This is a genomic window from Pseudonocardia kujensis (assembly GCF_021283305.1).
GTDB lineage: Bacteria > Actinomycetota > Actinomycetes > Mycobacteriales > Pseudonocardiaceae > Pseudonocardia > Pseudonocardia kujensis.
This window is the reverse complement of sequence record NZ_JAJSOK010000002.1, coordinates 133,162-152,284: the sequence shown is the minus strand read 5'-3', so window position 1 is coordinate 152,284 and position 19,123 is coordinate 133,162. Positions and strand designations below refer to the sequence as shown.

22 protein-coding genes and 1 tRNA gene are annotated in these 19,123 nt (G+C 73.2%); 9 read left to right on the top strand and 14 right to left on the bottom strand.

Annotated elements, in window-relative coordinates; genetic code table 11:
- Nucleotide 1: 1 nt before the first annotated feature.
- Both dprE2 and dprE1 read right to left on the bottom strand, forming a co-directional pair.
- Nucleotides 2-757 (bottom strand): decaprenylphospho-beta-D-erythro-pentofuranosid-2-ulose 2-reductase, encoded by a 756-nt coding sequence (gene dprE2, locus LWC35_RS02400; protein WP_232868195.1) that lies wholly within the window; start codon nt 755-757, stop codon nt 2-4.
- Nucleotides 757-2,121 (bottom strand): decaprenylphosphoryl-beta-D-ribose oxidase, encoded by a 1,365-nt coding sequence (dprE1, locus tag LWC35_RS02395; RefSeq protein ID WP_232868194.1) that lies wholly within the window; start codon nt 2,119-2,121, stop codon nt 757-759. The genes dprE2 and dprE1 overlap by 1 nt, the downstream gene beginning before the upstream one ends.
- Nucleotides 2,122-2,205: 84 nt before the next feature.
- On the opposite strand from dprE1, the gene LWC35_RS02390 reads away from it, so the two are divergent.
- From LWC35_RS02390 to LWC35_RS02380, 3 genes are read left to right on the top strand one after another with little or no spacing between them, the layout of a single operon-like run.
- Nucleotides 2,206-3,783 (top strand): hypothetical protein, encoded by a 1,578-nt coding sequence (locus LWC35_RS02390; protein ID WP_232868193.1) that lies wholly within the window; start codon nt 2,206-2,208, stop codon nt 3,781-3,783.
- Nucleotides 3,780-3,929: a hypothetical protein gene (locus tag LWC35_RS40065; protein WP_232868192.1), complete on the top strand. Its 150-nt coding sequence runs from the start codon at nt 3,780-3,782 to the stop codon at nt 3,927-3,929. Before LWC35_RS02390 ends, LWC35_RS40065 begins: the two co-directional genes overlap by 4 nt.
- Nucleotides 3,926-4,519 carry a DUF1707 SHOCT-like domain-containing protein gene (locus LWC35_RS02380; RefSeq protein WP_232868191.1) on the top strand — a complete coding sequence of 198 codons (594 nt, stop codon included), beginning with the start codon at nt 3,926-3,928 and terminating at the stop codon, nt 4,517-4,519. Before LWC35_RS40065 ends, LWC35_RS02380 begins: the two co-directional genes overlap by 4 nt.
- Nucleotides 4,520-4,554: 35 nt before the next feature.
- On the opposite strand, the gene LWC35_RS02375 is transcribed toward LWC35_RS02380, so the two are convergent.
- From LWC35_RS02375 to LWC35_RS02350, 6 genes are all read right to left on the bottom strand, one after another.
- Nucleotides 4,555-4,983, bottom strand: coding sequence for a GtrA family protein (locus tag LWC35_RS02375; RefSeq protein ID WP_232868190.1), 429 nt, complete (start codon nt 4,981-4,983; stop codon nt 4,555-4,557).
- A 35-nt stretch (nt 4,984-5,018) separates the two neighbouring features.
- Entirely contained in the window at nt 5,019-5,942 is a 924-nt protein-coding gene (glfT1, locus tag LWC35_RS02370) for a galactofuranosyltransferase GlfT1 (protein WP_232868189.1), read from the bottom strand.
- A complete protein-coding gene (gene wzt / locus LWC35_RS02365; protein WP_232868188.1) occupies nt 5,939-6,745 on the bottom strand; it encodes a galactan export ABC transporter ATP-binding subunit Wzt/RfbE in 807 nt (268 codons plus the stop codon). The genes glfT1 and wzt overlap by 4 nt, the downstream gene beginning before the upstream one ends.
- Before the next feature lies 1 nt (nt 6,746).
- Nucleotides 6,747-7,619, bottom strand: coding sequence for a galactan export ABC transporter permease subunit Wzm/RfbD (gene wzm / locus LWC35_RS02360; RefSeq protein WP_372462982.1), 873 nt, complete (start codon nt 7,617-7,619; stop codon nt 6,747-6,749).
- An 88-nt stretch (nt 7,620-7,707) separates the two neighbouring features.
- Nucleotides 7,708-8,274, bottom strand: a complete 567-nt coding sequence (locus LWC35_RS02355) for a bacterial proteasome activator family protein (RefSeq protein ID WP_232868187.1) — start codon at nt 8,272-8,274, stop codon at nt 7,708-7,710.
- A gap of 17 nt (nt 8,275-8,291) precedes the next feature.
- Nucleotides 8,292-9,275, bottom strand: a complete 984-nt coding sequence (locus LWC35_RS02350) for an NAD(P)H-quinone oxidoreductase (protein WP_232868186.1) — start codon at nt 9,273-9,275, stop codon at nt 8,292-8,294.
- Nucleotides 9,276-9,331: 56 nt separating this feature from the next.
- Between LWC35_RS02350 and LWC35_RS02345 the strand changes: the two genes are divergently transcribed.
- Both LWC35_RS02345 and LWC35_RS02340 read left to right on the top strand, forming a co-directional pair.
- Nucleotides 9,332-9,982 (top strand): GNAT family N-acetyltransferase, encoded by a 651-nt coding sequence (locus LWC35_RS02345; protein ID WP_232868185.1) that lies wholly within the window; start codon nt 9,332-9,334, stop codon nt 9,980-9,982.
- 95 nt (nt 9,983-10,077) lie between these two features.
- On the top strand, nt 10,078-10,389 hold the full coding sequence (locus tag LWC35_RS02340) for a DUF2695 domain-containing protein (RefSeq protein ID WP_232868184.1): 312 nt from the start codon (nt 10,078-10,080) through the stop codon (nt 10,387-10,389).
- A 9-nt stretch (nt 10,390-10,398) separates the two neighbouring features.
- On the opposite strand, the gene ypfJ is transcribed toward LWC35_RS02340, so the two are convergent.
- A complete protein-coding gene (gene ypfJ, locus LWC35_RS02335; protein ID WP_232868183.1) occupies nt 10,399-11,343 on the bottom strand; it encodes a KPN_02809 family neutral zinc metallopeptidase in 945 nt (314 codons plus the stop codon).
- 150 nt (nt 11,344-11,493) lie between these two features.
- Between ypfJ and LWC35_RS02330 the strand changes: the two genes are divergently transcribed.
- The 3 genes from LWC35_RS02330 to LWC35_RS02320 all read left to right on the top strand — a co-directional run bounded on the left by LWC35_RS02330 (nt 11,494) and on the right by LWC35_RS02320 (nt 12,446).
- Complete coding sequence (locus tag LWC35_RS02330) at nt 11,494-11,985, top strand: MarR family winged helix-turn-helix transcriptional regulator (protein WP_232868182.1); 492 nt, start codon at nt 11,494-11,496, stop codon at nt 11,983-11,985.
- A gap of 39 nt (nt 11,986-12,024) precedes the next feature.
- Nucleotides 12,025-12,112: transfer RNA gene (locus LWC35_RS02325), tRNA-Ser, on the top strand.
- Nucleotides 12,113-12,272: 160 nt separating this feature from the next.
- Entirely contained in the window at nt 12,273-12,446 is a 174-nt protein-coding gene (locus LWC35_RS02320; RefSeq protein WP_232868181.1) for a hypothetical protein, read from the top strand.
- A gap of 103 nt (nt 12,447-12,549) precedes the next feature.
- Here LWC35_RS02320 and atpF read toward each other — a convergent pair whose 3' ends face one another.
- Nucleotides 12,550-13,161, bottom strand: a complete 612-nt coding sequence (gene atpF / locus LWC35_RS02315; RefSeq protein ID WP_232868180.1) for a F0F1 ATP synthase subunit B — start codon at nt 13,159-13,161, stop codon at nt 12,550-12,552.
- Nucleotides 13,162-13,311: 150 nt separating this feature from the next.
- On the opposite strand from atpF, the gene LWC35_RS02310 reads away from it, so the two are divergent.
- Nucleotides 13,312-14,448 carry a pyridoxal-phosphate dependent enzyme gene (locus LWC35_RS02310; RefSeq protein WP_232868179.1) on the top strand — a complete coding sequence of 379 codons (1,137 nt, stop codon included), beginning with the start codon at nt 13,312-13,314 and terminating at the stop codon, nt 14,446-14,448.
- Here the strand turns inward: LWC35_RS02310 and LWC35_RS02305 are convergent.
- The 4 genes from LWC35_RS02305 to LWC35_RS02290 all read right to left on the bottom strand — a co-directional run bounded on the left by LWC35_RS02305 (nt 14,415) and on the right by LWC35_RS02290 (nt 19,121).
- Entirely contained in the window at nt 14,415-14,735 is a 321-nt protein-coding gene (locus LWC35_RS02305; RefSeq protein ID WP_232868178.1) for a YbjQ family protein, read from the bottom strand. The two genes, LWC35_RS02310 and LWC35_RS02305, sit on opposite strands and share 34 nt — an antisense overlap.
- Nucleotides 14,736-14,949: 214 nt before the next feature.
- Nucleotides 14,950-16,368, bottom strand: coding sequence for an amidase (locus tag LWC35_RS02300; protein WP_232868177.1), 1,419 nt, complete (start codon nt 16,366-16,368; stop codon nt 14,950-14,952).
- 41 nt (nt 16,369-16,409) lie between these two features.
- Nucleotides 16,410-17,747, bottom strand: a complete 1,338-nt coding sequence (locus tag LWC35_RS02295; RefSeq protein ID WP_232868176.1) for an MFS transporter — start codon at nt 17,745-17,747, stop codon at nt 16,410-16,412.
- A 102-nt stretch (nt 17,748-17,849) separates the two neighbouring features.
- Nucleotides 17,850-19,121, bottom strand: a complete 1,272-nt coding sequence (locus LWC35_RS02290) for a M18 family aminopeptidase (RefSeq protein ID WP_232868175.1) — start codon at nt 19,119-19,121, stop codon at nt 17,850-17,852.
- Between the last annotated feature and the right edge of the window lie 2 nt (nt 19,122-19,123).

Below are 19,123 nucleotides of genomic sequence, written 5' to 3'. Positions count from 1 at the left end.
CCTACAGCGGAAGCCTACGGAAGACCGGGCGCGGGACGTGCCGGAGCGCCGACATCACGAAGCGCAGCGGGGCCGGGGCCCACACCAGTTCCTGCTTGGTCCGCACCGCGTGGACGATGACCTCCGCGACCGCCTCCGGGGTGGTCGACAGCGGGGCGGGCTTGAGGCCCTCGGTCATCTTGGTGTGCACGAACCCGGGCCGGACCACGGTCACCGTCACCCCGAAGGGCCGCAGCGCCTCGGTGAGGCCGGTGTAGAAGGCGTCCAGCCCCGCCTTGGTGGAGCCGTAGACGAAGTTCGACCGGCGCGCCCGCTCGCCCGCGACCGAGGACAGCGCCACCAGGGAGCCGTGACCCTGCTGCTTCAGCCGGTCCCCGAGCGCGACCCCGACGGAGACGGCCGCGGTGTAGTTGACCTGCGCCAGCTCGACGGCCTTCGCGGTGTCCGTCCAGGCCTCCTCGTTGTCCCCGAGCAGGCCGAACGCCACGATCGCCACGTCGACGTCGCCCTCGGCGAACGCCTTGTCGACGATCGCGGTGTGGGTGTCGAGCGCCTTCGCGTCGAAGTCGACGGTCTCGACGGCGCAGCCCTTGGCCTCGAGCCGGGCCTTGGCGTCGGCCAGCCGCTGCGACGGCCGCGCGGCCAGCACGACGCGCATCGGCCGGTCCGAGGCGAACGCCTCGACCGCGGCGAGCCCGATCTCCGAGGTCCCGCCCAGCAGCAGGATGCTCTGCGGGTTGCCCACGGCATCGATCATCAGATGAGCTCCAGTCGTCGTGCGAGGTCGGAGGCGAAGACGCCCGCGGGGTCCACGGCGGTGCGCACCGCGCGCCACTCCTCGAGCCGCGGGTAGCCGCGGCGGATCGCCTCGGGGGTGGTCCGGGACTCCTTGGCCAGGTAGTGCCGGCCGCCGGCGTCGAGCACGATCCGGTCGAGCTCCTCGCAGAGCTCGTTCAGGCCGGGCCCGATCGGGATGTCGACGCAGAGCGTCCAGCCGGGCTTGGGGAAGGACAGCGGGGCGCGGTTGCCCTCGCCGAACCGCTTGAGCACGTTGAGCGCCGAGACCTGCCCGGCCTCGGTCATCCGCTCCAGCACCGTGCGGATCACGTCGCCCCGCTCCGGCGGCACCACGAACTGGTACTGCAGGAAGCCGTGCGGGCCGTACCCGCGGTTCCACTCGCCCGCGATGTCGAGCGGGTGCAGGAACTGCGTGATGTTCTGGATCGCGCCCAGCTTCGTGGGGGACTTGCGGTACCAGAGCTCGCTGAACAGCCTGCCGGTGACCCGGTTGAGCATCCCGGGCGGGAAGACGTCGGGCACGGTCAGCAGCTGCGGCGCGTCGAACTTGAGCGGGTTCTTCCGCTGCTTCGGGGTCAGGTCCGCCAGTGTGGCGTGGTTCGCCCTGGTCAGCAGGCCGCGGCCGAAGTGCTCGCCCGTGGTGACGGCGTCGAACCAGGAGACCGACTCGGCGTACTTCTCGTCGTCGCGGGTCTGGCGCTCCATGAGCTCGGCCAGGTTGTCGATCTGCTCGGTGTCGACCTTGAAGTACGCGGTCTCGACGTGGTGCAGTTTCAGCCGCGCCCGCACGATCACGCCGGTCAGGCCCATGCCGCCCACGGTGGCCCAGAACAGCTCGGCGTCCGGTCCCTCGGGCGTGAGCTCGCGGATCGAGCCGTCGGCCAGGACCAGCGTCATCGCCTCGACGTGGTTGCCGAAGGAGCCGACGACGTGGTGCGCCTTGCCGTGGATGTCCGCGCCGATCGCCCCGCCGATGGTGACCTGCCGGGTCCCGGGCAGGACCGGCACCCACAGGCCGAAGGGCAGCGCCTGGCGCATGAGCGTGTCGAGCGAGACACCGGCGTCGAGGTCGACGACGCCCGAGTCGGCGTCGATCGAGTGGATCCGGGCGAGCCCGGTCATGTCGAGCACGGTGCCACCGGCGTTCTGCGCGGGGTCGCCGTAGGACCGGCCGAGGCCGCGGGCGATGATCCCGCGCCGCCCCGCGGCCTTCACCGCGGCGGCGACCTCCTCCGGTGTCCGGGGTGTGATCACCGTGGCCACGGTGGGCGCCGTGCGCCCCCACCCGTGCAGGGTCCGGGTCTCGCTGGCTGGGCTGGTCATCGGGAGCCAGGCTACCGACGGGGTGAACGACGCGGACTCGTGGGCGTCCGCGATCCGGCCCAGCACCTGTGCCACCCTGCCGCCGTGTCCGCCCCGCCCCGTGTCGCGCCGGCCCTCGCGGTGCGGGCGACGTGGTCGAGCCGGCGGTGGCTCGGCCTCGCGGCGTTGATCTACCTCGGGATCTCGCTGCTCCTGCAGCGCCGCGTGCTCGGTGACCTCGCCGGCAGCGCCGTCGGGCGGGTGTCCACCGACGCCACCGGCTTCACCTGGTGGCTCGCCCACACCGCACACGCGCTCACCGCCGGGGTGGACCCGCTGGTCACGGACCTGCAGCACGCTCCGGTCGGGGTCAACGCCCTGTGGAACACCGCCGTCCCGCTGCTCGGTGTGCTCCTTGCGCCGGTCACGCTGACGGCGGGTCCGACGGCGGCGTTCAACGTCGGGATGGTCCTCGGGCCGGTGCTCTCGGGGGTGGCCGCCGCGGCCGCGCTCGGCGGGATCGTGCGGTCCCGGGCGGCACGCGTCACGGCCGGCGCCCTCTACGCCTTCTCCCCGTTCATGGCCGCCCACCTGCAGGCCGGGCACCTCAACCTCGTCTGGGCGGTGCTGCCGCCGGTCCTGCTCGCGCTGGCCCACCGGCTGTTCGTCCGCGACCTGCGGCGGCCCTGGCTGCTCGGCGCCCTGACCGGGCTCGCGCTGGCGCTGCAGGCGTGGCTCTACACCCAGACGCTCGCGATCGGCGTCCTGATGCTGGTCGTGCTCGCCCTGGTGCTGGCCGCCCGCCACCCGGGCCACGCGGCCGACCGGCTCCCCGCGCTGCTGAGGGCCGCGACGGCCTGTGTCCTGGTGTTCGCGGTCCTCGCCGGATACGCGATGTACTTGGTCCTCGCCGGGCCCGCCCGGCCGCAGGGCCCGCTGCGCTCGCCCGAGTACGGCAGCGCCGACCTCGTCAACACGGTCACCCCCACCTGGCTCACCGCGCTCCGGCCGGTGCCGGCCCCGCCCGAGATGCAGGGCAATCTCGGGGAGCAGGGTGGTTACCTGGGCGTCGCGGTCCTGTTGCTGGTCCTGCTGGCCGTGTGGACGTGCGGGACCGCGGCCCGCGTCGCCGCGACGACCGGTGCCGTCGCCTGGGGGCTCGCGCTCGGGCCGCAGCTGTTCGTGGCCGCGGAACCGACCGGCTTCCGCCTGCCGTGGCGGGCGCTGCTGGGCGTGCCCCTGCTCGGCGAGATCGAGCCCACCGCCTGCAGGTGGTGGTCGCGCTGGTCGTCGCGGTGCTGGTCGGCCTCGCACTCGACCGCTTCCCGCGGCCCGTCGCGCTGGTCGCGATCCTCGCCGCGGTCTCCTGGCTCCCGGCCGACGCCCAGCGCACCACGCCGGCGTCCGCGCAGGCCTTTCCGCAGCTCGTGGGGCAGGTGGTGGAGACGTGGCCCCGGATCACCAGCGACTGGTACGGCGGCGCGGACCCGCTCCGCGCGCAGATCGCGTCGGACTTCGGCTATCGCCTCACCGGCGGCTACTTCCTCGGCTCCGACGCGGAGCATCCCGTGCTGCTCGAGTCCCCGTGGAACCGCTACCAGGCCGGCGCGGCGCTCGCCCAGGACTGGCGGGGGCTCGCCGCCCCGCCGGAGCCCGAGGCCGCGGCCCGCGACCTGCGCGTGACGGGGGTGACCGTGGTCCTCGTCGTGCCGCCGCCGGGCCGCGATCCGGCCCCGGTCCTCGACTGGACCCGCCGCGTCACCGGATCCGAGGGCGTCCCGCTGGAGGGGGCGTGGGCGTTCCCGCTGGCCGCTACCCTGCAGAGGTGACCGTTCCACCCCGCCCGGAGATCAGGATCTCCGACGCCGACCGGGAGCGGGCCGCGGTCCGCCTCCACACGGCGCTGGGCGAGGGCAGGATCACCGTCGCCGAGCTCGAGGAGCGCCTCGCGGTGGTCTACGCCGCGCGGTACGCCTCCGACCTGGTCCCGCCGCTCGCGGACCTCCCCGGCGAGCCGCTCGACGTCATGCAGCCCACCACGCTGTCCACCCCGGTCGGCCCGCCCATGGTGCTGCGGACGGGGATGGGCACGCTGCGCCGCACCGGCCGCTGGGTCGTGCCCGCGCGGCTGCGCGTGCACAGCACGATGGGCTCGGTGCTGCTCGACTTCACCGACGCCGAGCTGACCCACCCGGTGATCGAGGTCGAGCTGGAGCTCGGGGCGGGATCGGCCCGGTTGCTGGTCCCGGACAACGCGAGCGCGGACGTCGACGGCCTGGTCGCCGGCATGGGCACGATCCGCAGCAAGGTGTCGGCCGCGGCGCGCCGGGGCGCCCCGCACTTCCGGGTCTACGGGCGCGCGGGCATGGGATCGGTGACCGTCCGGCGCCGCTACCGCCTGGGCAACTACAGCTTCTGAACGCGGCGGGTCGGTGGCCCGCCGCGGTGAGGGCCTCAGCGGGCCCGGAACACCACGGTCCGCAGCATCACGAAGTTGATCGCGGTGGCGGTGCCCTGCGAGATGACCCAGGCGATCGACGCCTTGTACCCGACCTCGGGCAGCAGGTACAGCGCCAGCGCGTTGACGCCCACCGCGATGCCGAAGGTCGTGGCGTAGAGCAGCACGAACCCGGCCAGCCGGCCGCGGCCGCCCGCGGCGTCGCCGAAGGTGAACCGCTTGTTCAGCAGGTAGGCCGTGGTGGTGCCGCAGATGAAGCTGATCGCACGGGCGAGCCAGGTCGGCGCGTCGAGGGCCAGCAGCAGGTGGTAGATGCCGAAGTCGACCGCGGCCGACAGCACGCCGACCACCCCGAACCGGACCAGCTGGCCCACGAGTCCGTGGCCGGCTGGGGCGGGGGTGGCCTCGGGCTCGGTCGCGGTCACGCGTCGAGGGTAGCGACGCGCGCCCGGGCCGGCGTTCAGGGGGCGCGGTGGAAGCGCTCGGCGCGCCCCTGGTTGAGCAGCCGCAGCCAGTCCCGGAAGCCGCGCGGGTCCTTCTTCGTGACGAGGAAGTACCAGGCGAACCGGGGCAGCTCCAGCAAGCCGATGCGGCGCATGCCCGGCTGACTCATGAGGAACCCACGGTTGCGGTAGGTGTAGTACCGCTTGGTGGGGTCCTCCGGATCCTGCGCGTGCAGCCGCCCGCCGAGCATCGGCTTGAACTCCTCGCCGCCCTGCGGGTGCAGGTAGGTGGCCTGCAGGGCGGTGCCGAAGGGCAGCCCGGAGCGCACCATGCGGCGGTGGGTCTCCACCTCGTCGCCGCGGACGAACAGCCGTAGGTCCGGCACGCCCACGACGTCGAGCGTCGAGGCCCGGAACAGAGCCCCGTTGAAGAACGACGCGATGCCCGGCAGCAGCTCCTGGTCGCCCTCCGGGTCCGCGGCGAGCAGCGCGGGACGGGTGCGGTGCCACGTCAGGCCGCGGCGCAGGGGGAAGGCCAGCCGGTCCGGCTCCGCCTTGTCCGCGACCACGGGCGAGACGGCGGCGAGCCCGCGCCGCTCGGCCAGGTCGAGGAGGGTGGCGAGGGCGGACTCGTCGCCGGCGTGCCCGTCGTCGTCGCCCAGCCAGACCCAGTCCGCGCCCATCGCGAGCGCGTGCAGGATGCCCAGGGCGAAGCCGCCGGCGCCGCCGAGGTTGTGCCAGGAGGGCAGCCAGGTGGCCGGCAGCCCGCAGGCCTCGACCACCTCGCGCGCGGGCCGGTCCGGCCCGTTGTCGACGACGACGAGGTGCGCGATCGGATGGGTCTGTTTGGCCAACGCGGCCAGTGAGTCGACCAGCAGCTCGCTGCGGTGCCGGGTGACGACGACGGCGACGACCGAACCCGGCGGCAGCGGCTCGCTCACGAGGCGGCGTCCTCGTGGGCCGGCTTGTGCAGGCCGTGGACCGGGTGGTCGGCGAGCACGTCCCGCCCCTTGTAGTGGTGCAGCACGTCGCGCAGCGGCCCGAACTCGCGGATCGTGCCGTGTTCCATCCAGATCGCGGTGTCGCAGAGGTCGGCGAGGAACTCGTCCGAGTGCGAGGCGAACACGAGGATGCCGGAGCGCTCGACCAGCTCGTTGAGCCGGTCGCGGGCCTTGGCGAGGAACTCGGCGTCGACCGCGCCGATGCCCTCGTCGAGCAGCAGGATCTCCGGGTCGATGCTGGTCACGACGCCGAGCGCGAGCCGCACCCGCATGCCCGTGGAGTAGGTGCGCAGCGGCATCGACAGGTAGTCGCCGAGCTCGGTGAACTCGGCGATGTCGTCGACCCGGGCCTCCATCTCCTTGCGGGTCATCCCGAGGAAGAGCCCACGGATGATGATGTTCTCCAGGCCCGAGATCTCCGGGTCCATCCCGACGGCGAGGTCGAAGATCGGCGCGACCTTGCCGCGGACGGCGGCCCGGCCCCGGGTGGGCTCGTAGATGCCGGACATCAGCCGCAGCAGCGTGGACTTGCCGGCGCCGTTGTGCCCGACGAGCGCGACGCGGTCGCCCTTGCGCAGTGCGATCGTGATGTCCCGAAGCGCCTCGATGATCGGCACCTTGGCCTCGGTGCCGATCCGCCCGCCCGCGCGGCCGAGGACGGACTTCTTCAGCGACCGCGTCTTGGCGTCGAAGATGGGGAAGTCGACGCAGGCCGCGTCGAGGTCGATGCTCGGCTCGTTCATCTCACACCCAGTACGCCACACGGGCCCGGTAGTTGCGCATGCAGACCAGGCCGACCGCCCAGCCCACGACCGTGATCGCCAGGACCACGTACCAGTACCGCCACACGGTCTCCTGGCCCAGCAGCGGGCGGCGCAGGATCTCCAGGAAGTGGAAGACCGGGTTGAGCTCGACGAGCCGGGCGCGCTCCTGCACCCCCGGGTTGTTGCTGAGGAAGTCCACCGACCAGACGATCGGCGTGAGGTAGAAGACCAGCTGCACGACGCTGCCGATGATCGGCGGGATGTCGCGGAACCGGGTGGCCAGGATGCCCGACAGGATGGCGATCCACCCGCCGTTGATCGCCAGCAGCGCGAACGCGGGGATCGCCAACAGCAGCGACCAGCCCAGCGGGTGCGGGAAGACGATCATCAGGATCACCCAGATGACCATGTTGTGCAGGAAGAACAGCGTCTGCCGCCAGACCAGCCGGTACACGTGCAGGGACAGCGGCGCCGGGAGGAACTTGATCAGCCCCTCGTTGGCGATGAACACCTCGCTGCCCTCGAGGATGCAGCCGGACACGAAGTTCCAGATCAGCAGCCCGACCGCCACGTGCGGCAGGAACTCCGCGAGCGGCACCTGGAACAGCAGCGAGTAGAGCAGCCCCAGGCCGAGGGCGATCACACCCATGCTGATGCTGATCCACAGTGGGCCGAGGACCGAGCGCCGGTAGCGCTGTTTGATGTCCTGCCAGCCCAGGTGCCCCCAGAGCGCCCGCTGCTGCCAGCCCTGGCGCAGGTCGCCGAAGGCGCGCGCCCAGCTCCGCGAGCCGGGCGCGTCGGCGATCACCGGGCGCGCCCGCCCGGCAGTGCTGTCGTCCACGGTCACGGCCACCCGACGAGGGTACCGACGGGTGAACGGTCGGCCGCGAGCGGTGGGCCACCGATCGCGACCTGCACGGACACGGTTCCGGGAGGTGGCCCTAGAGGTACTGGCCCGTGCCGCGGCCGCCGCCCTCCGGCATCTGACCCGGCACCTGGCCGCCGATGCCCGGCGGCAGCCCACGGCGCATCTGCTCGAGCTGCGCACGCGCGGCCATCTGCTGGGCGAACAGCGCCGTCTGGATGCCGTGGAACAGACCCTCCAGCCAGCCGACCAGCTGGGCCTGCGCGATGCGCAGCTCACCCTCGCTCGGGGTGGCGTCGTCGGTGAACGGCAGCGAGAGACGGTGCAGCTCCTCGCGCAGCTCCGGGGCCAGGCCCTCCTCGAGCTCCTTGATCGAGTTCTCGTGGATCTCGCGGAGCCGGGCGCGGGAGGCCTCGTCGAGCGGTGCGGCACGCACCTCCTCGAGCAGCTGCTTGATCATGGTGCCGATCCGCATCACCTTGGCCGGCTGCTCGACCATGCTGCCGATCCCACCCTGCTCGCCGTCGTCGCCGTCGGCCTGGCGGATCTCCGACTGCGACACGCTGGCCATGCCGACCGGGCGCCCGTCGGGTCCGATCACCATGACCTGCTGCTGTCCGTCGTTGTCCTCTGGTGCCGTCATGCCCCCATCATGCCCGCCTACTCGGCGACCAGCAGCAGCTTGCCCACCACGCCGCCGGCCTCCAGCGTGCGGTGCGCCTCGGCGGCCTGCGACAGGGGGAAGCGGGCGTGCACGACCGGCGTGACACGGCCGTCGCCGAACATCGGCCAGATCTGCTCGCGCACCCCGGCGACCACCGCGGCCTTGCCGTGCGCGCCCTCGACCGGGCGCCCGCGCAGTCCCATCGCGGAGACGCTGCCCCGCTTGGCCAGCAACGCGCCGATGTTGATCTCCGCCTTGACGCCGCCCTGCATACCGATGATCATCAGCCGGCCGTCGGACGCGAGGGCGGCCAGGTTCGCCTTGAGCCCCTTGGCGCCCATGTTGTCGAGGATGACGTCGGCGCCGTGCCCGTCCGTCGCCTTCTTCAGCTCCTCCGGCACGTCGGCGTCGTAGTCGATCACGATGTCCGCCCCGAGCTCACGGCAGACGTCGAACCGGGCCGGGTTGGCCGTGGCGGCGACGCGGGCACCCAGCGCCTTCGCCACCTGGATGGCGTGGGTGCCGATGCCGCTGCTGCCGCCCTGGACCAGGAAGGTCTCGCCCTTCGCCAGGCCGGCCCGGTCGACCACGTTCGACCACACCGTGCAGGCCACCTCGGGCAGGCTCCCGGCGGTCACCAGGTCCACGCCCTCGGGCTGCGGCAGCAGCTGGGGCGCCGGCACCACCACCTTCTGCGCGTACCCGCCCCCGGCCAGCAGGGCGCAGACCTCCTCGCCGACCGACCAGCCGGTGACGCCCTCGCCGAGCGCGGCGATCCGCCCGGAGCACTCCAGCCCGAGGATGTCCGACGCCCCGGGCGGCGGCGGGTAGTTCCCCTGCCGCTGCAGCAGGTCGGCCCGGTTGACCGCCGTGGCGACGACGTCGAGCTGCACCTCGCCGGGCCCGGGCTCCGGGTCGTCGACCTCCGTCCACCGCATGTTCTCCGGGCCGCCCGGCTCCGCCACCGTGATCGCGTACATGTCCGGGAACGCTATTCCGTCGTGGCCGCGGACGCAGTCCGGCAGGCTGGTGCGCCATGGTGGGAACGATCCGGCACTGGCCGCAGCGCGATCTCGTCCTGCGCACCCCGCGGCTCGAGCTGCGCCCCGACGACGACGCCGGCCTGGCCGAGCTGGTCGAGGTCGCGTACGCGGGGATCCACCCGCCGGAGCGGATGCCCTTCCTCGTGGCGTGGACGGACGCCGATCCGCGGTACATGGGCCGTGGGACGTTGCAGCACTTCTGGTCCGAGCGGGCCCGGTTCGCACCGGAGGCATGGGCGTTGCACCTCCTCGTGCGGCACGAGGGCCGGGTGATCGGTGTGCAGAGCCTGACCACCACGCAGTTCGCCACCCGCCGCGAGGTGGACTCCGGCTCCTGGCTGGGCCGCGAGCACCAGGGCCGCGGGTTCGGGACGGAGATGCGGGCGGCGGTCCTCGGCTACGCGTTCGACCATCTCGGTGCCCGCCACGCCCGCTCCGACGCCTTCACCGACAACGCGGCCTCGCTGCGGGTGTCGGAGAAGCTCGGCTACGCGCGCGACGGGATCTCGATCGTGGCGCCGCGCGGGGAGCCGGTGGAGAACGTGCGGCTGAGGCTGACCGCGGAGCGGTTCGTGCGGCCGGGCTGGAAGCTGGTCGTCGAGGGGCACGGGCCGGAGCTTGCCGGGCTGCTCGGGGCGGCGTGAGGACCTGTCCACAGGCCCGGGATCCTGTGGACAACTCGGTCGTGGTCCCGGTCCGGACCGCCGGGAACGTCGGTGCCGCGGCCGAGCGTGCGCCCATGACCACTCACGACCGCGACCCCGAGCCCGACCGGACCTCCCTCCCCGGGCACAGGTCCGCCGGCGCCCCTCCCACCTCGGCCTGGCAACGCGTCGTCTGCGTGGTGCTGGGCATGGGCGCCGGACACGTCGCCGCGCTGCGCAGCCGGCTCGCCGCCTGCCTCGCCCTGCGCCGCTGCGACGGCTCGCTGCGCGAGGCGCGGCGGTGGGCCCGCACGCACCGCGTCCCCTGGGACCCGCTGGAGGCCGGTCTGCGCACCCTCGGCGCCCGGTGCGACTGCGAGGCGCTGGAGGTGGTGGAGCGGGAGTGACGGCCGGCCTCAGCCCAGGTTGTTGGTGCTGATCGTGTCGCAGCGGGCGGGGTCGCCGGTGCGGTAGCCGGTGGTGAACCACTTGTCCCGCTGCGCGGACGTGCCGTGCGTGAACTGGCTCCGGTCGACGCGGCCGCCGCCGAGGTTGCTCTGGATGTAGTCGTCGCCGATGCGCGAGGCGGTGTCGAGGGCGGCGGCCACGTCGGCGTCGGTCACGTCGGTGATCAGCGGGCGTCCTGACGCCGTCGGGGTCGTGGTGGCGTGCTTGCCCCACACCCCGGCGTAGCAGTCGGCCTGCAGCTCCAGCCGCACGGAGCCGGAGGTCGGGCCGCTGTCGCCCCCGCGGACCTGGCGGTTGGTGCCGAGGAGGTTCTGGATGTGGTGCCCGTACTCGTGCGCGATCACGTACGCGCGGGCGAAGGGGCCGCCCTGCGCGCCGAAGCGCTGCTCGAGCTCCTGGAAGAAGGAGAGGTCGATGTAGACCTCGGAGTCACCGGGGCAGTAGAAGGGCCCGACGTCGGAGGTCGCGCTGCCGCAGCCGCCGGTGCTGACCCGGCCGGAGAAGAAGTTGGTGCGGGGCGCGGTGTAGGTCTGGCCGGAGCGGGCGAAGGCGTCGGACCAGTAGCCGTCGAGCGAGTTGACCACCGCGGTCACCTCGCAGTCGAGGTTGGAGTTGGCGTCGGCGCCGGTGCGGCAGCTCTGGGCGATCTGCGTGTTGTCGGCGGTCTGGCCGGAGGAGAGCCCGGACAGCCCGCCGGGCAGCGCGGACCCGCCCGAGGTGCCGCCGCCCCCGCCGCCCAGCGAGGACAGCACGAAGAAGAGGATCAGGCCCACGATCCCGAGCCCGCCGCCGCCGAGGGCGACCCGCCCTCCCAGAGCGCCGCCGCCCCCGCCGGACCCGCGCAGGTCGTCGATGTTCGACGTGTCCAGGTCCGCGTTCTCGTCGAACCGCATCCGTGCTCCTCCCCCGGGGCCCGGCGGGCGACCCGCGGACCGACGACGAGATCCCACCACACCGGGCCGCTCCGGGCGACACCACGCGCGGCTCCCGGACGGGCGGCGGCGCGGCCACCGCCCCGAGGTCCCCCAGTAGGGTGCGCAGCCGTGACGGATCATGCGTCGGAAGAGCCGGAGACGTCCTCGACCCCGTGGCTGGACGAGAGCGAGCAGCGCTTCTGGCGGGCGTGGATCCTGTCCTCGACGCTGCTGGAGAACCGGCTCAACCGGGACCTGCAGGAGGGCCACGGGCTCTCGCACGGCGACTACGGCGTGCTGGTCGTGCTGTCCGAACAGGACGGTCACCGGATGCGGATGAGCGCGCTCGCGGACGTGCTGGCGTTGTCGAAGTCGCGGCTGTCGCACCAGATCTCGCGGATGGAGAAGGCGGGCCTGGTCCGCAGGGACGGCGACGTGTCCGACGGTCGCGGCATCTTCGCCTGTCTCACCCCGCAGGGCTACGACCGGCTCGTCGCCGCCGCGCCCACGCACGTCACCGGCGTGCGCAAGTACGTCGTCGACCTGCTCGACGCCGAGGAACGGGCCCAGGCCGCCGTCTTCCTGGAGCGCGTCGCCGCCGGCCTGCGGGAGTGCTCGTAGCCGCGGCCGGCCCCGGGGGCAGCCGCTAGGCTGCCCGACGGAAGCGTGGCAGAGCGGCCGAATGCACTCGCCTTGAAAGCGAGAGACACGAGAGTGTCCGGGGGTTCGAATCCCTCCGCTTCCGCCAGGTCGGAGCCTCCCTCGCCGCTCGTCGTCCGCTCACCTGCGTCGACAGCGACCGCGACGGCGACAGCGACAGCGGACGGCGACGTGGACGGGAGGGCGGGCTTTCCGGGCTAGCCACGCCGAGGGCCGCTGAGTCCGTCGAGGATCAGGCCGAGCATGGGTTGGGAGCGGTCCTCCGGTCCCGTCGACGCCCTCTCGCCATCGAGCTCGACCCCGAGGAGCTCGCCGCCCTCGAAGCTCCCTATACCCCCCGGTACGACTTCCAAGGCGTCTCGGACGAGTCCGAGATGCAGAAGATCCGGGACCGGATCCCCGGGTACGCCACCTCCGCGTGAAGGGCTGCCCGCTCGCTCGACCCGCCTGCCTTTCCTCCGCGTGGGCCGAGAACGACCGGACCCCGCCACAGTCAGGTGCGGCGGGGTCCGGCGACGAGCAGGCTCAGTTCGTGGCGGAGCGCTGCGAGCCCTCCAGCTCGGCCAGGTGGCGGTCGATCGCGGAGGAGCCGCGGGCCGACAGCGTGCTGCCCAGGATGCGCTCGGCCATCTGCGTCGAGAGCGCGCCCAGGTCGGCGTACAGGGCCTGCGCGGCGGTGGCCCGCTGCGCCGCGATCTCCTCGGCGGCGCGGGCGCGGATGGCGGCGGCCTCCTGCTCGGCCTGCGCCCGCAGCTCGGCCTTCACCTCGGCCCCCTCGGACCGGGCGGTGTCGCGGATGCGCGCGGCCTCGGCGCGGGCGTCGGCGAGCTGGTCCTCGTACTGCTTCTTGAGCTCCAGCGCCTCGGCACGGGTGTCCTCTGCGCGGGCGAGACCACCCTCGATCCGCTCCTCGCGCTCGGCGTAGAGCTTCTCGAACTGCGGGAAGACCAGCTTCGTCAGCAGGAAGTAGAGGGCCCCGAAGCAGACCAGGCCGACGATCACCTCGGTGAGGTCGGCACCCAGCGGAGCGCCGAAGCCGGTGATCACGAACACCAGCAGGGCGAGCAGCGCGACCGCCACGATGGCGGACACCACCGTCGCCACGGCCGAGTGCCGGCCCGAACCCTGCGATGACATGCGGCCCCCTGAGGTCGTCGATCCGGGTACGACGTTATGTTGCCCCATCCGGTTCGCGCCACTCCGCACCGGGTCGGGTTCGGGCGGGCACGCAGCCCTGCGGTGTGTTCTCCGACTCACGCGCACCGCTGTGCGGGAGGATGACGGGCGATGCTCCTCGACAGGTCCGGCCGCCGCTACCCGCTCGACGAGCCGCGGTGGCGAGGCGACGACGGCTCCCCGCTGATGGTCGAGCCGTTGCCGGGCATCACCCGCGACCAGGTCGACACCACCGTCCGGTCGCAGTGGCGCTACGCCGCCGCCCTCCCGCGCCCGCTGGACCCGGTGACGCTCGGCGAGGGCACGACGCCGCTGCTGCCTCATCACGTGGACGACCTAAATCTCGGCCTCAAGCTGGAGTGGTTCAACCCCACGGCCAGCTTCAAGGACCGCGGCAGCTCCGTGATGCTCTCGCTGCTGCGCACACAGGGCGTTCCCGCGATCCTCGAGGACAGCAGCGGCAACGGCGGATCGTCCGTCGCCGCCTACGCCGCGGCGGCCGGGATCGCGGCGACGATTCTCGCGCCGGAGTCGACCTCACCCGCCAAGATCCTCCAGAGCCGCGCGCACGGGGCGAGGGTCGAGCTCGTCGCCGGTTCCCGGCAGGCGACCGCCGACGAGGCGGTCCGCCGCTCCGTCGAGGTCTTCTACGCCAGCCACAACTGGCACCCGTTCTTCCTGCAGGGCACCAAGCTGCTGGCCTACGAGATCTGGGAGGACCTCGGCTTCGCCGCGCCCGACGCCGTCGTCCTCCCGTGCGGCGCCGGCAGCCTCGTGCTGGGCTGCCACCTCGGCTTCGGCGAGCTGCTCGCCTCCGGCGCGATCGACCGCCGGCCGCGGCTGCTGGTCGCGCAGCCGGAGCACTGCAGCCCGCTCGTCGCGGCCTTCGAGGCCGGGGAGGACGCCGTCGTGCCCGCCGCCTGGTCCCGCACGATCGCCGAGGGCACGGCGATCACGCAGCCGGTGCGCGACCGCGAGGTGCTCGCGGCCGTGCGCGCCTCCGACGGCGCGCTGGTGGCCGTGCCGGAGGAGGAGATCGGCCCGGCGACGCTCCATCTCGCCCGTCGCGGCCTCTACGCCGAGCCGACGAGCGCGCAGGTCCTCCCCGCGGTCCGTGCGTTCCGGGCCCGCGGCGCCCTGCACCCCGGCGAGCGGGTCGTCGCCGTGCTGACCGGCTCGGCGCTCAAGGCCACCGACGCCGTCGCGGACCTGCTTCAGGCGGGCTCCACGGAGCAGGCGGTGCCGTAGGCGCACACCTCGGACCAGGTGTCGCCCATCTCCGTGGTGTCGAAGCGCATCGCGACCACGGCGTTGGCCCCGTGCGCCTCGGCGGCCCGGGTGAGCCGGTCGATCGCCTCCTGGCGGCTGGACTCGAGGTTCTTCGTCATGCCCTTGAGCTCGCCACCGGCCAGTGACTTGAAGGCCGCGCCGAGCTGCGAGCCGACGTTGCGCGACCGCACCGTGAGTCCGAAGACCTCGCCGTGGACCTGCGTGATCCGGTGCCCCGGCACGTCGTTCATGGTGGTGATCAACATCGTGGCCCCCTGCAGGATCGACGGTCACCCTAGCGCCGCCGGCCCTCCTCAAAGTTGTGTACGCACCTTTCCCACCTGGTGCCGGTTCCGGCTGGGGTTCATGCTGCTCGGGAGCTCGAAGCCGCCGTGCCGAGCTCCGCAGCCGCCGCGTCAGGGGGAGCTGACGCGAATCTCGCCGCCCCCGGCGCCCCACGGGCGCCGGGGGCGACGCACGTCAGGCGACCGGTGGGGGCCTGCGTTCGCCGACCCGGGTGGCCTGCTCGAAGGCGTGGGCGGCCTGCAGCAGCGCCGCCTCGCCGCGGTGCGCGCCCACCAGCTGCAGCCCGACCGGCAGCCCGTCGGACGTGAAGCCGGCGGGCACCGAGATCGCCGGGTGGCCGAAGCTCGAGATCAGGTAGGCCGAGCGCATCCAGTCGAGGTAGGACCCCTGCGCGACGCCCGCGATCTCGGTCGGGTACTCCATCTCCACCGGGAACGGGGGCACCTGCGAGACCGGCAGCGCGAGCAGGTCGTACCGCTCGTAGAACCGTCGCATGCGCTGGAAGAGGGCGGAGTGCAGGATCTCGGCGCGGGCGACGTCGGCGCCGGTGAGCCGCCGCCCCTCCTCGATGTTGCCGACGAGCGTCGCCTTCATCCGGTCCCGGTGCCGGGCCAGCAGCGGCCCCATCGACACCGCGAAGATCCACGCCCGCAGCGTGCGGAACACCTCGTCGGCCCCGCGGAGGTCCGGGTCGGCGCGCTCCACCGTGGCGCCGAGCTCCTCGAGCACCCGCACCTGCGGCTCCAGTGCGGCGGTCACGGCCGCGTCGACCGGGATCGAACCGCCCAGGTCCGGCGACCACGCCACGCGGAGCCCGGTGAGGTCCTCCCGCTCCAGGGGCGCGGCGAACACCGAGCCCGGCTCCTCGATCGCGATCGGGCTGCGCGGGTCCGGCCCGGCCATCACCGACAGGAGCAGGGCGACGTCGGAGACGGTGCGGGCCATCGGTCCCTGCACGTTCACCGTCGAGTAGGCCAGCTCGGCCGGGTAGGACGGCACGCGGCCGGGCGCGGGTCGCAGCCCCACGACGTTGCAGAACGAGGCCGGGTTGCGCAGCGAGCCACCGACGTCGCTGCCGTCGGCGAGCGGGTGCATGCCCGTGGCCAGCGCCGCGGCGGCGCCCCCGGAGCTGCCGCCGGCGCTGCGGCCCAGGTCGTAGGGGTTGCGGGTCACGCCGAAGAGCGGGTTGAACGTGTGCGAGCCGGCGCCGAACTCCGGCACGTTGGTCTTCCCGAGGGTGATCGCGCCGGCCGCCCGGATCCGCTCGATCACGAGCTCGTCCTCCGTCGGCACCTCGTCGGCGAGGATCGGCGAGCCCTTGCTGGTGCGGATCCCGGCGGTGGCGTGGGTGTCCTTGTGCGCCATCGGGATGCCGTGCAGCGGCCCGACCGGCTCGCCCGCCGCGAGCCGGTCGTCGGCCGCCGCGGCCTCGGCGAGAGCACGCTCCGCGACCAGCGTGACGACGGCGTTGACGGCCCCGTTGCACGCCTCGATCCGGTCGAGGTGGGCCCCGACCAGCTCGCGGGCCGAGGTCTCCTTGCGGCGCAGCGCCGTTGCCATGCCGCGGGCGGTCTCGAAGCAGACATCCGTCACGACCACGGACCGTATCCCCCCGGACCGGGGCGGCCCCGCTCCTACCCCTGCTGGACGGCGGCCCGCACCGACCCTGCGTCGACCGACGACGCCCGGCGCGGCATCAGCACCAACGCGATCATGGCGAGCACGCAGCAGATGACGATGTACCAGGCGATCCCCGTGCTGGACCCGGTGTTCTTCAGGATGTACGCGGCGATCAGCGGGGCCGGCCCGCCGGCGATCACCGACGCCAGCTGGTAGCCGATGCCGGCGCCGCTGTAGCGGATGTTCGTGCCGAAGCTCTCCGCGATCAGCGCGGCCTGCGGGCCGTACTGCATGTCGTGGAAGACCAGCGAGATCACGATCGCCAGCAGCACCAGCCCGGCCACCCGCGTGTTGAGCAGGCCGAAGTACGGGAAGGCGAACAGCGCGGTGCACACGATGCCGATGCCGTACATCATCTTCCGGCCGATCTTGTCGGACAGCCAGCCGAAGAAGGGCACGCTGACCAGGCCGACGGCGGCGGCGACGAGCGTGTCGTTGAGCAGCCCGGTCCGTCCCAGCTTCAGCTGCTGGGTGCCGTAGGTGAGCACGAACGTGACGAACAGGTAGAAGGGCGCCTGCTCGGAGAGCCGCACGAAGGCCGAGGTGAGGATCTCCCGCCACTGCGTGCGGAAGGCGTCGACGACCGGCATCTTCACCACGGTCTGCTTCGCCTTGACCTCGGCGAACTCCGGGCTCTCCAGGACGCGGAGCCGGACGTAGAGGCCGACGCCGACGAGCACGAGGCTCGCCAGGAACGGCACCCGCCAGCCCCAGGTGAGGAAGGCCGGACCGGTGGTCGCGGACATGAGCTGCACCAGCCCCGTGGAGATCAGCAGCCCGAGCGGGACGCCGAGCTGCGGCCAGCTCGCCATGAGCCCGCGCTGCTTCGCGTGACCCCATTCCATCGCGAGCAGCACCGAGCCGCCCCACTCCCCGCCGACCGCGACACCCTGCACGATCCGCAGGATCGTCAGCAGGATGGGTGCGGCGAGGCCGATCGCGGCGTACGCGGGCAGCACGCCGATCAGCGCGGTGCCGATCCCCATCAGCAGCAGGGTGATGATCAGTGTCGACTTGCGGCCGATTCGGTCGCCGTAGTGCCCGAAGATCGCCGCGCCGATCGGCCTCGCCGCGAACCCGGCGAACTGGGTCCCGAAGGCCAGCAGGATCCCGACATAGGGGTCCTCCCCGGGGAAGAAGAGCTTCGGGAAGACGAGCGCGGCCGCCGTCCCGTAGAGGAAGAAGTCGTACCACTCGATCGTCGTGCCGACGGTCGAGGCGAACACCGCCCGCCGCCGCTGCGACCGTCGGATGGCCTCGTCGTCGCGTGGGCCGCCCACCGTGCTGGTCATCGGTCTGCTCCCCGTCGTCGTCGTCGCGGATAGACGAGGCCGACGGTGACGCGCGGTAGGTGCGCCGTCAAACGGAAGTGTGACAGGAGACCGGTAAGTCGGTTATGCCGGATCAGCGAGGAAGGCCGCGCCCGCGGCGGCGAGGTGTCCGGGGTCGTCGACGCCGCAGAGTTCGCGTGCCGAGTGCATCGACAGCACCGGGATGCCGACGTCCACGGTGCGGATCCCGAGCCGCGTCGCCACGATCGGCCCCACGGTGGTGCCACAGGGCACGGTGTTCTTGCCGACGAAGAACTGCGTCGGGACGCCGGCGCCGCGGCAGGCCCGCTGCCAGGCGGCGGCGCCCGGGGCGTCCGTCGCGTAGCGCTGGTTGGCGTTGACCTTGAGCGTCGGCCCGCCGTTGGGGATGCTCCGGTGCCCCGGGTCGTGTCGCTCCAGGTAGTTGGGATGCGCCGCGTGGGTGACGTCCACCGAGAGGCAGCGCGAGGCCGCGAACGCGCGCGCCCGGGCGTCGAACCCGCCGGCGAGCCGGGTCAGCAGGGTCTCCAGGAGCGGGCCCGCCGCGCCCGTCGCGGTGCCGCTGCCGATCTCCTCGTGGTCGAAGCCGACGAACACCGGGATCACGCCGGTGCCCGAGCGCGACGCCGCGAGCAGCGCGGCCAGCCCCGCGTGCACGGACGCCAGGTTGTCCAGCCGCGGGCAGGCGAGCAGCTCGCCCTCGCGGCCGAGCCGGGCCGGCGGGGTGAGGTCGTGGACGACCAGGTCGTGCGCCGCGACCTGCCGCGGGTCGATCCCCGCCTCGGCGGCGAGGAACTCGACGAGATCGCCCTCCCGGACGTCGCCGATGCCCCAGACCGGCAGCAGGTGCTGCTGGGAGTCGAGGGTGAGGCCCTGGTTGACCTGCCGGTCCAGGTGGATCGCCAGCTGCGGCACCCGCAGCAGCGGCCGGTCGACGTTCACCGGCACCACGGTCCCGTCGAACAGCGCGAGCCGGCCCGCCAGCCCGAGGTCGCGGTCCAGCCACGAGTTCCACAGCGCGCCGCCGTAGACCTCCACGGCGACCTGCCGCCAGCCCGCCACCCCGGTGTCCGGGCGCGGCTTGACCTTCAGCGTGGGGGAGTCGGTGTGCGCGGCGAAGATCCGCAGCGGCGAGCCCGGCCGCGCGCCGTCGCCGACGTGCCACGCCAGCACCGTGCCGTCGCGCACGAGGAACCGCCCGCCGGGTGCGGTGTCCCACTCCTCCGTCTCGACCTGCTCGGTGAAGCCCGACTCGCGCAACCGGCGGACGGACTCGGCCACGGCGTGGTACGGGGTGGGGGAGGCGGAGACGAAGTCGGCGAGGTCGCGCGCGGCACTGCTGTCCCGGGGGCTCACGT

Bases quoted from the DNA above. Each gene is read 5' to 3' on its own strand.
- dprE2 (WP_232868195.1), bottom strand. From the start codon at position 757: ATGATCGATGCCGTGGGCAACCCGCAGAGCATCCTGCTGCTGGGCGGG.
- dprE1 (WP_232868194.1), bottom strand. From the start codon at position 2,121: ATGACCAGCCCAGCCAGCGAGACCCGGACCCTGCACGGGTGGGGGCGC.
- wzt (WP_232868188.1), bottom strand. From the start codon at position 6,745: ATGAACGAGCCGAGCATCGACCTCGACGCGGCCTGCGTCGACTTCCCC.
- LWC35_RS02355 (WP_232868187.1), bottom strand. From the start codon at position 8,274: ATGACGGCACCAGAGGACAACGACGGACAGCAGCAGGTCATGGTGATC.
- LWC35_RS02350 (WP_232868186.1), bottom strand. From the start codon at position 9,275: ATGTACGCGATCACGGTGGCGGAGCCGGGCGGCCCGGAGAACATGCGG.
- LWC35_RS02345 (WP_232868185.1), top strand. From the start codon at position 9,332: ATGGTGGGAACGATCCGGCACTGGCCGCAGCGCGATCTCGTCCTGCGC.
- LWC35_RS02340 (WP_232868184.1), top strand. From the start codon at position 10,078: ATGACCACTCACGACCGCGACCCCGAGCCCGACCGGACCTCCCTCCCC.
- ypfJ (WP_232868183.1), bottom strand. From the start codon at position 11,343: ATGCGGTTCGACGAGAACGCGGACCTGGACACGTCGAACATCGACGAC.
- atpF (WP_232868180.1), bottom strand. From the start codon at position 13,161: ATGTCATCGCAGGGTTCGGGCCGGCACTCGGCCGTGGCGACGGTGGTG.
- LWC35_RS02310 (WP_232868179.1), top strand. From the start codon at position 13,312: ATGCTCCTCGACAGGTCCGGCCGCCGCTACCCGCTCGACGAGCCGCGG.
- LWC35_RS02305 (WP_232868178.1), bottom strand. From the start codon at position 14,735: ATGTTGATCACCACCATGAACGACGTGCCGGGGCACCGGATCACGCAG.
- LWC35_RS02295 (WP_232868176.1), bottom strand. From the start codon at position 17,747: ATGACCAGCACGGTGGGCGGCCCACGCGACGACGAGGCCATCCGACGG.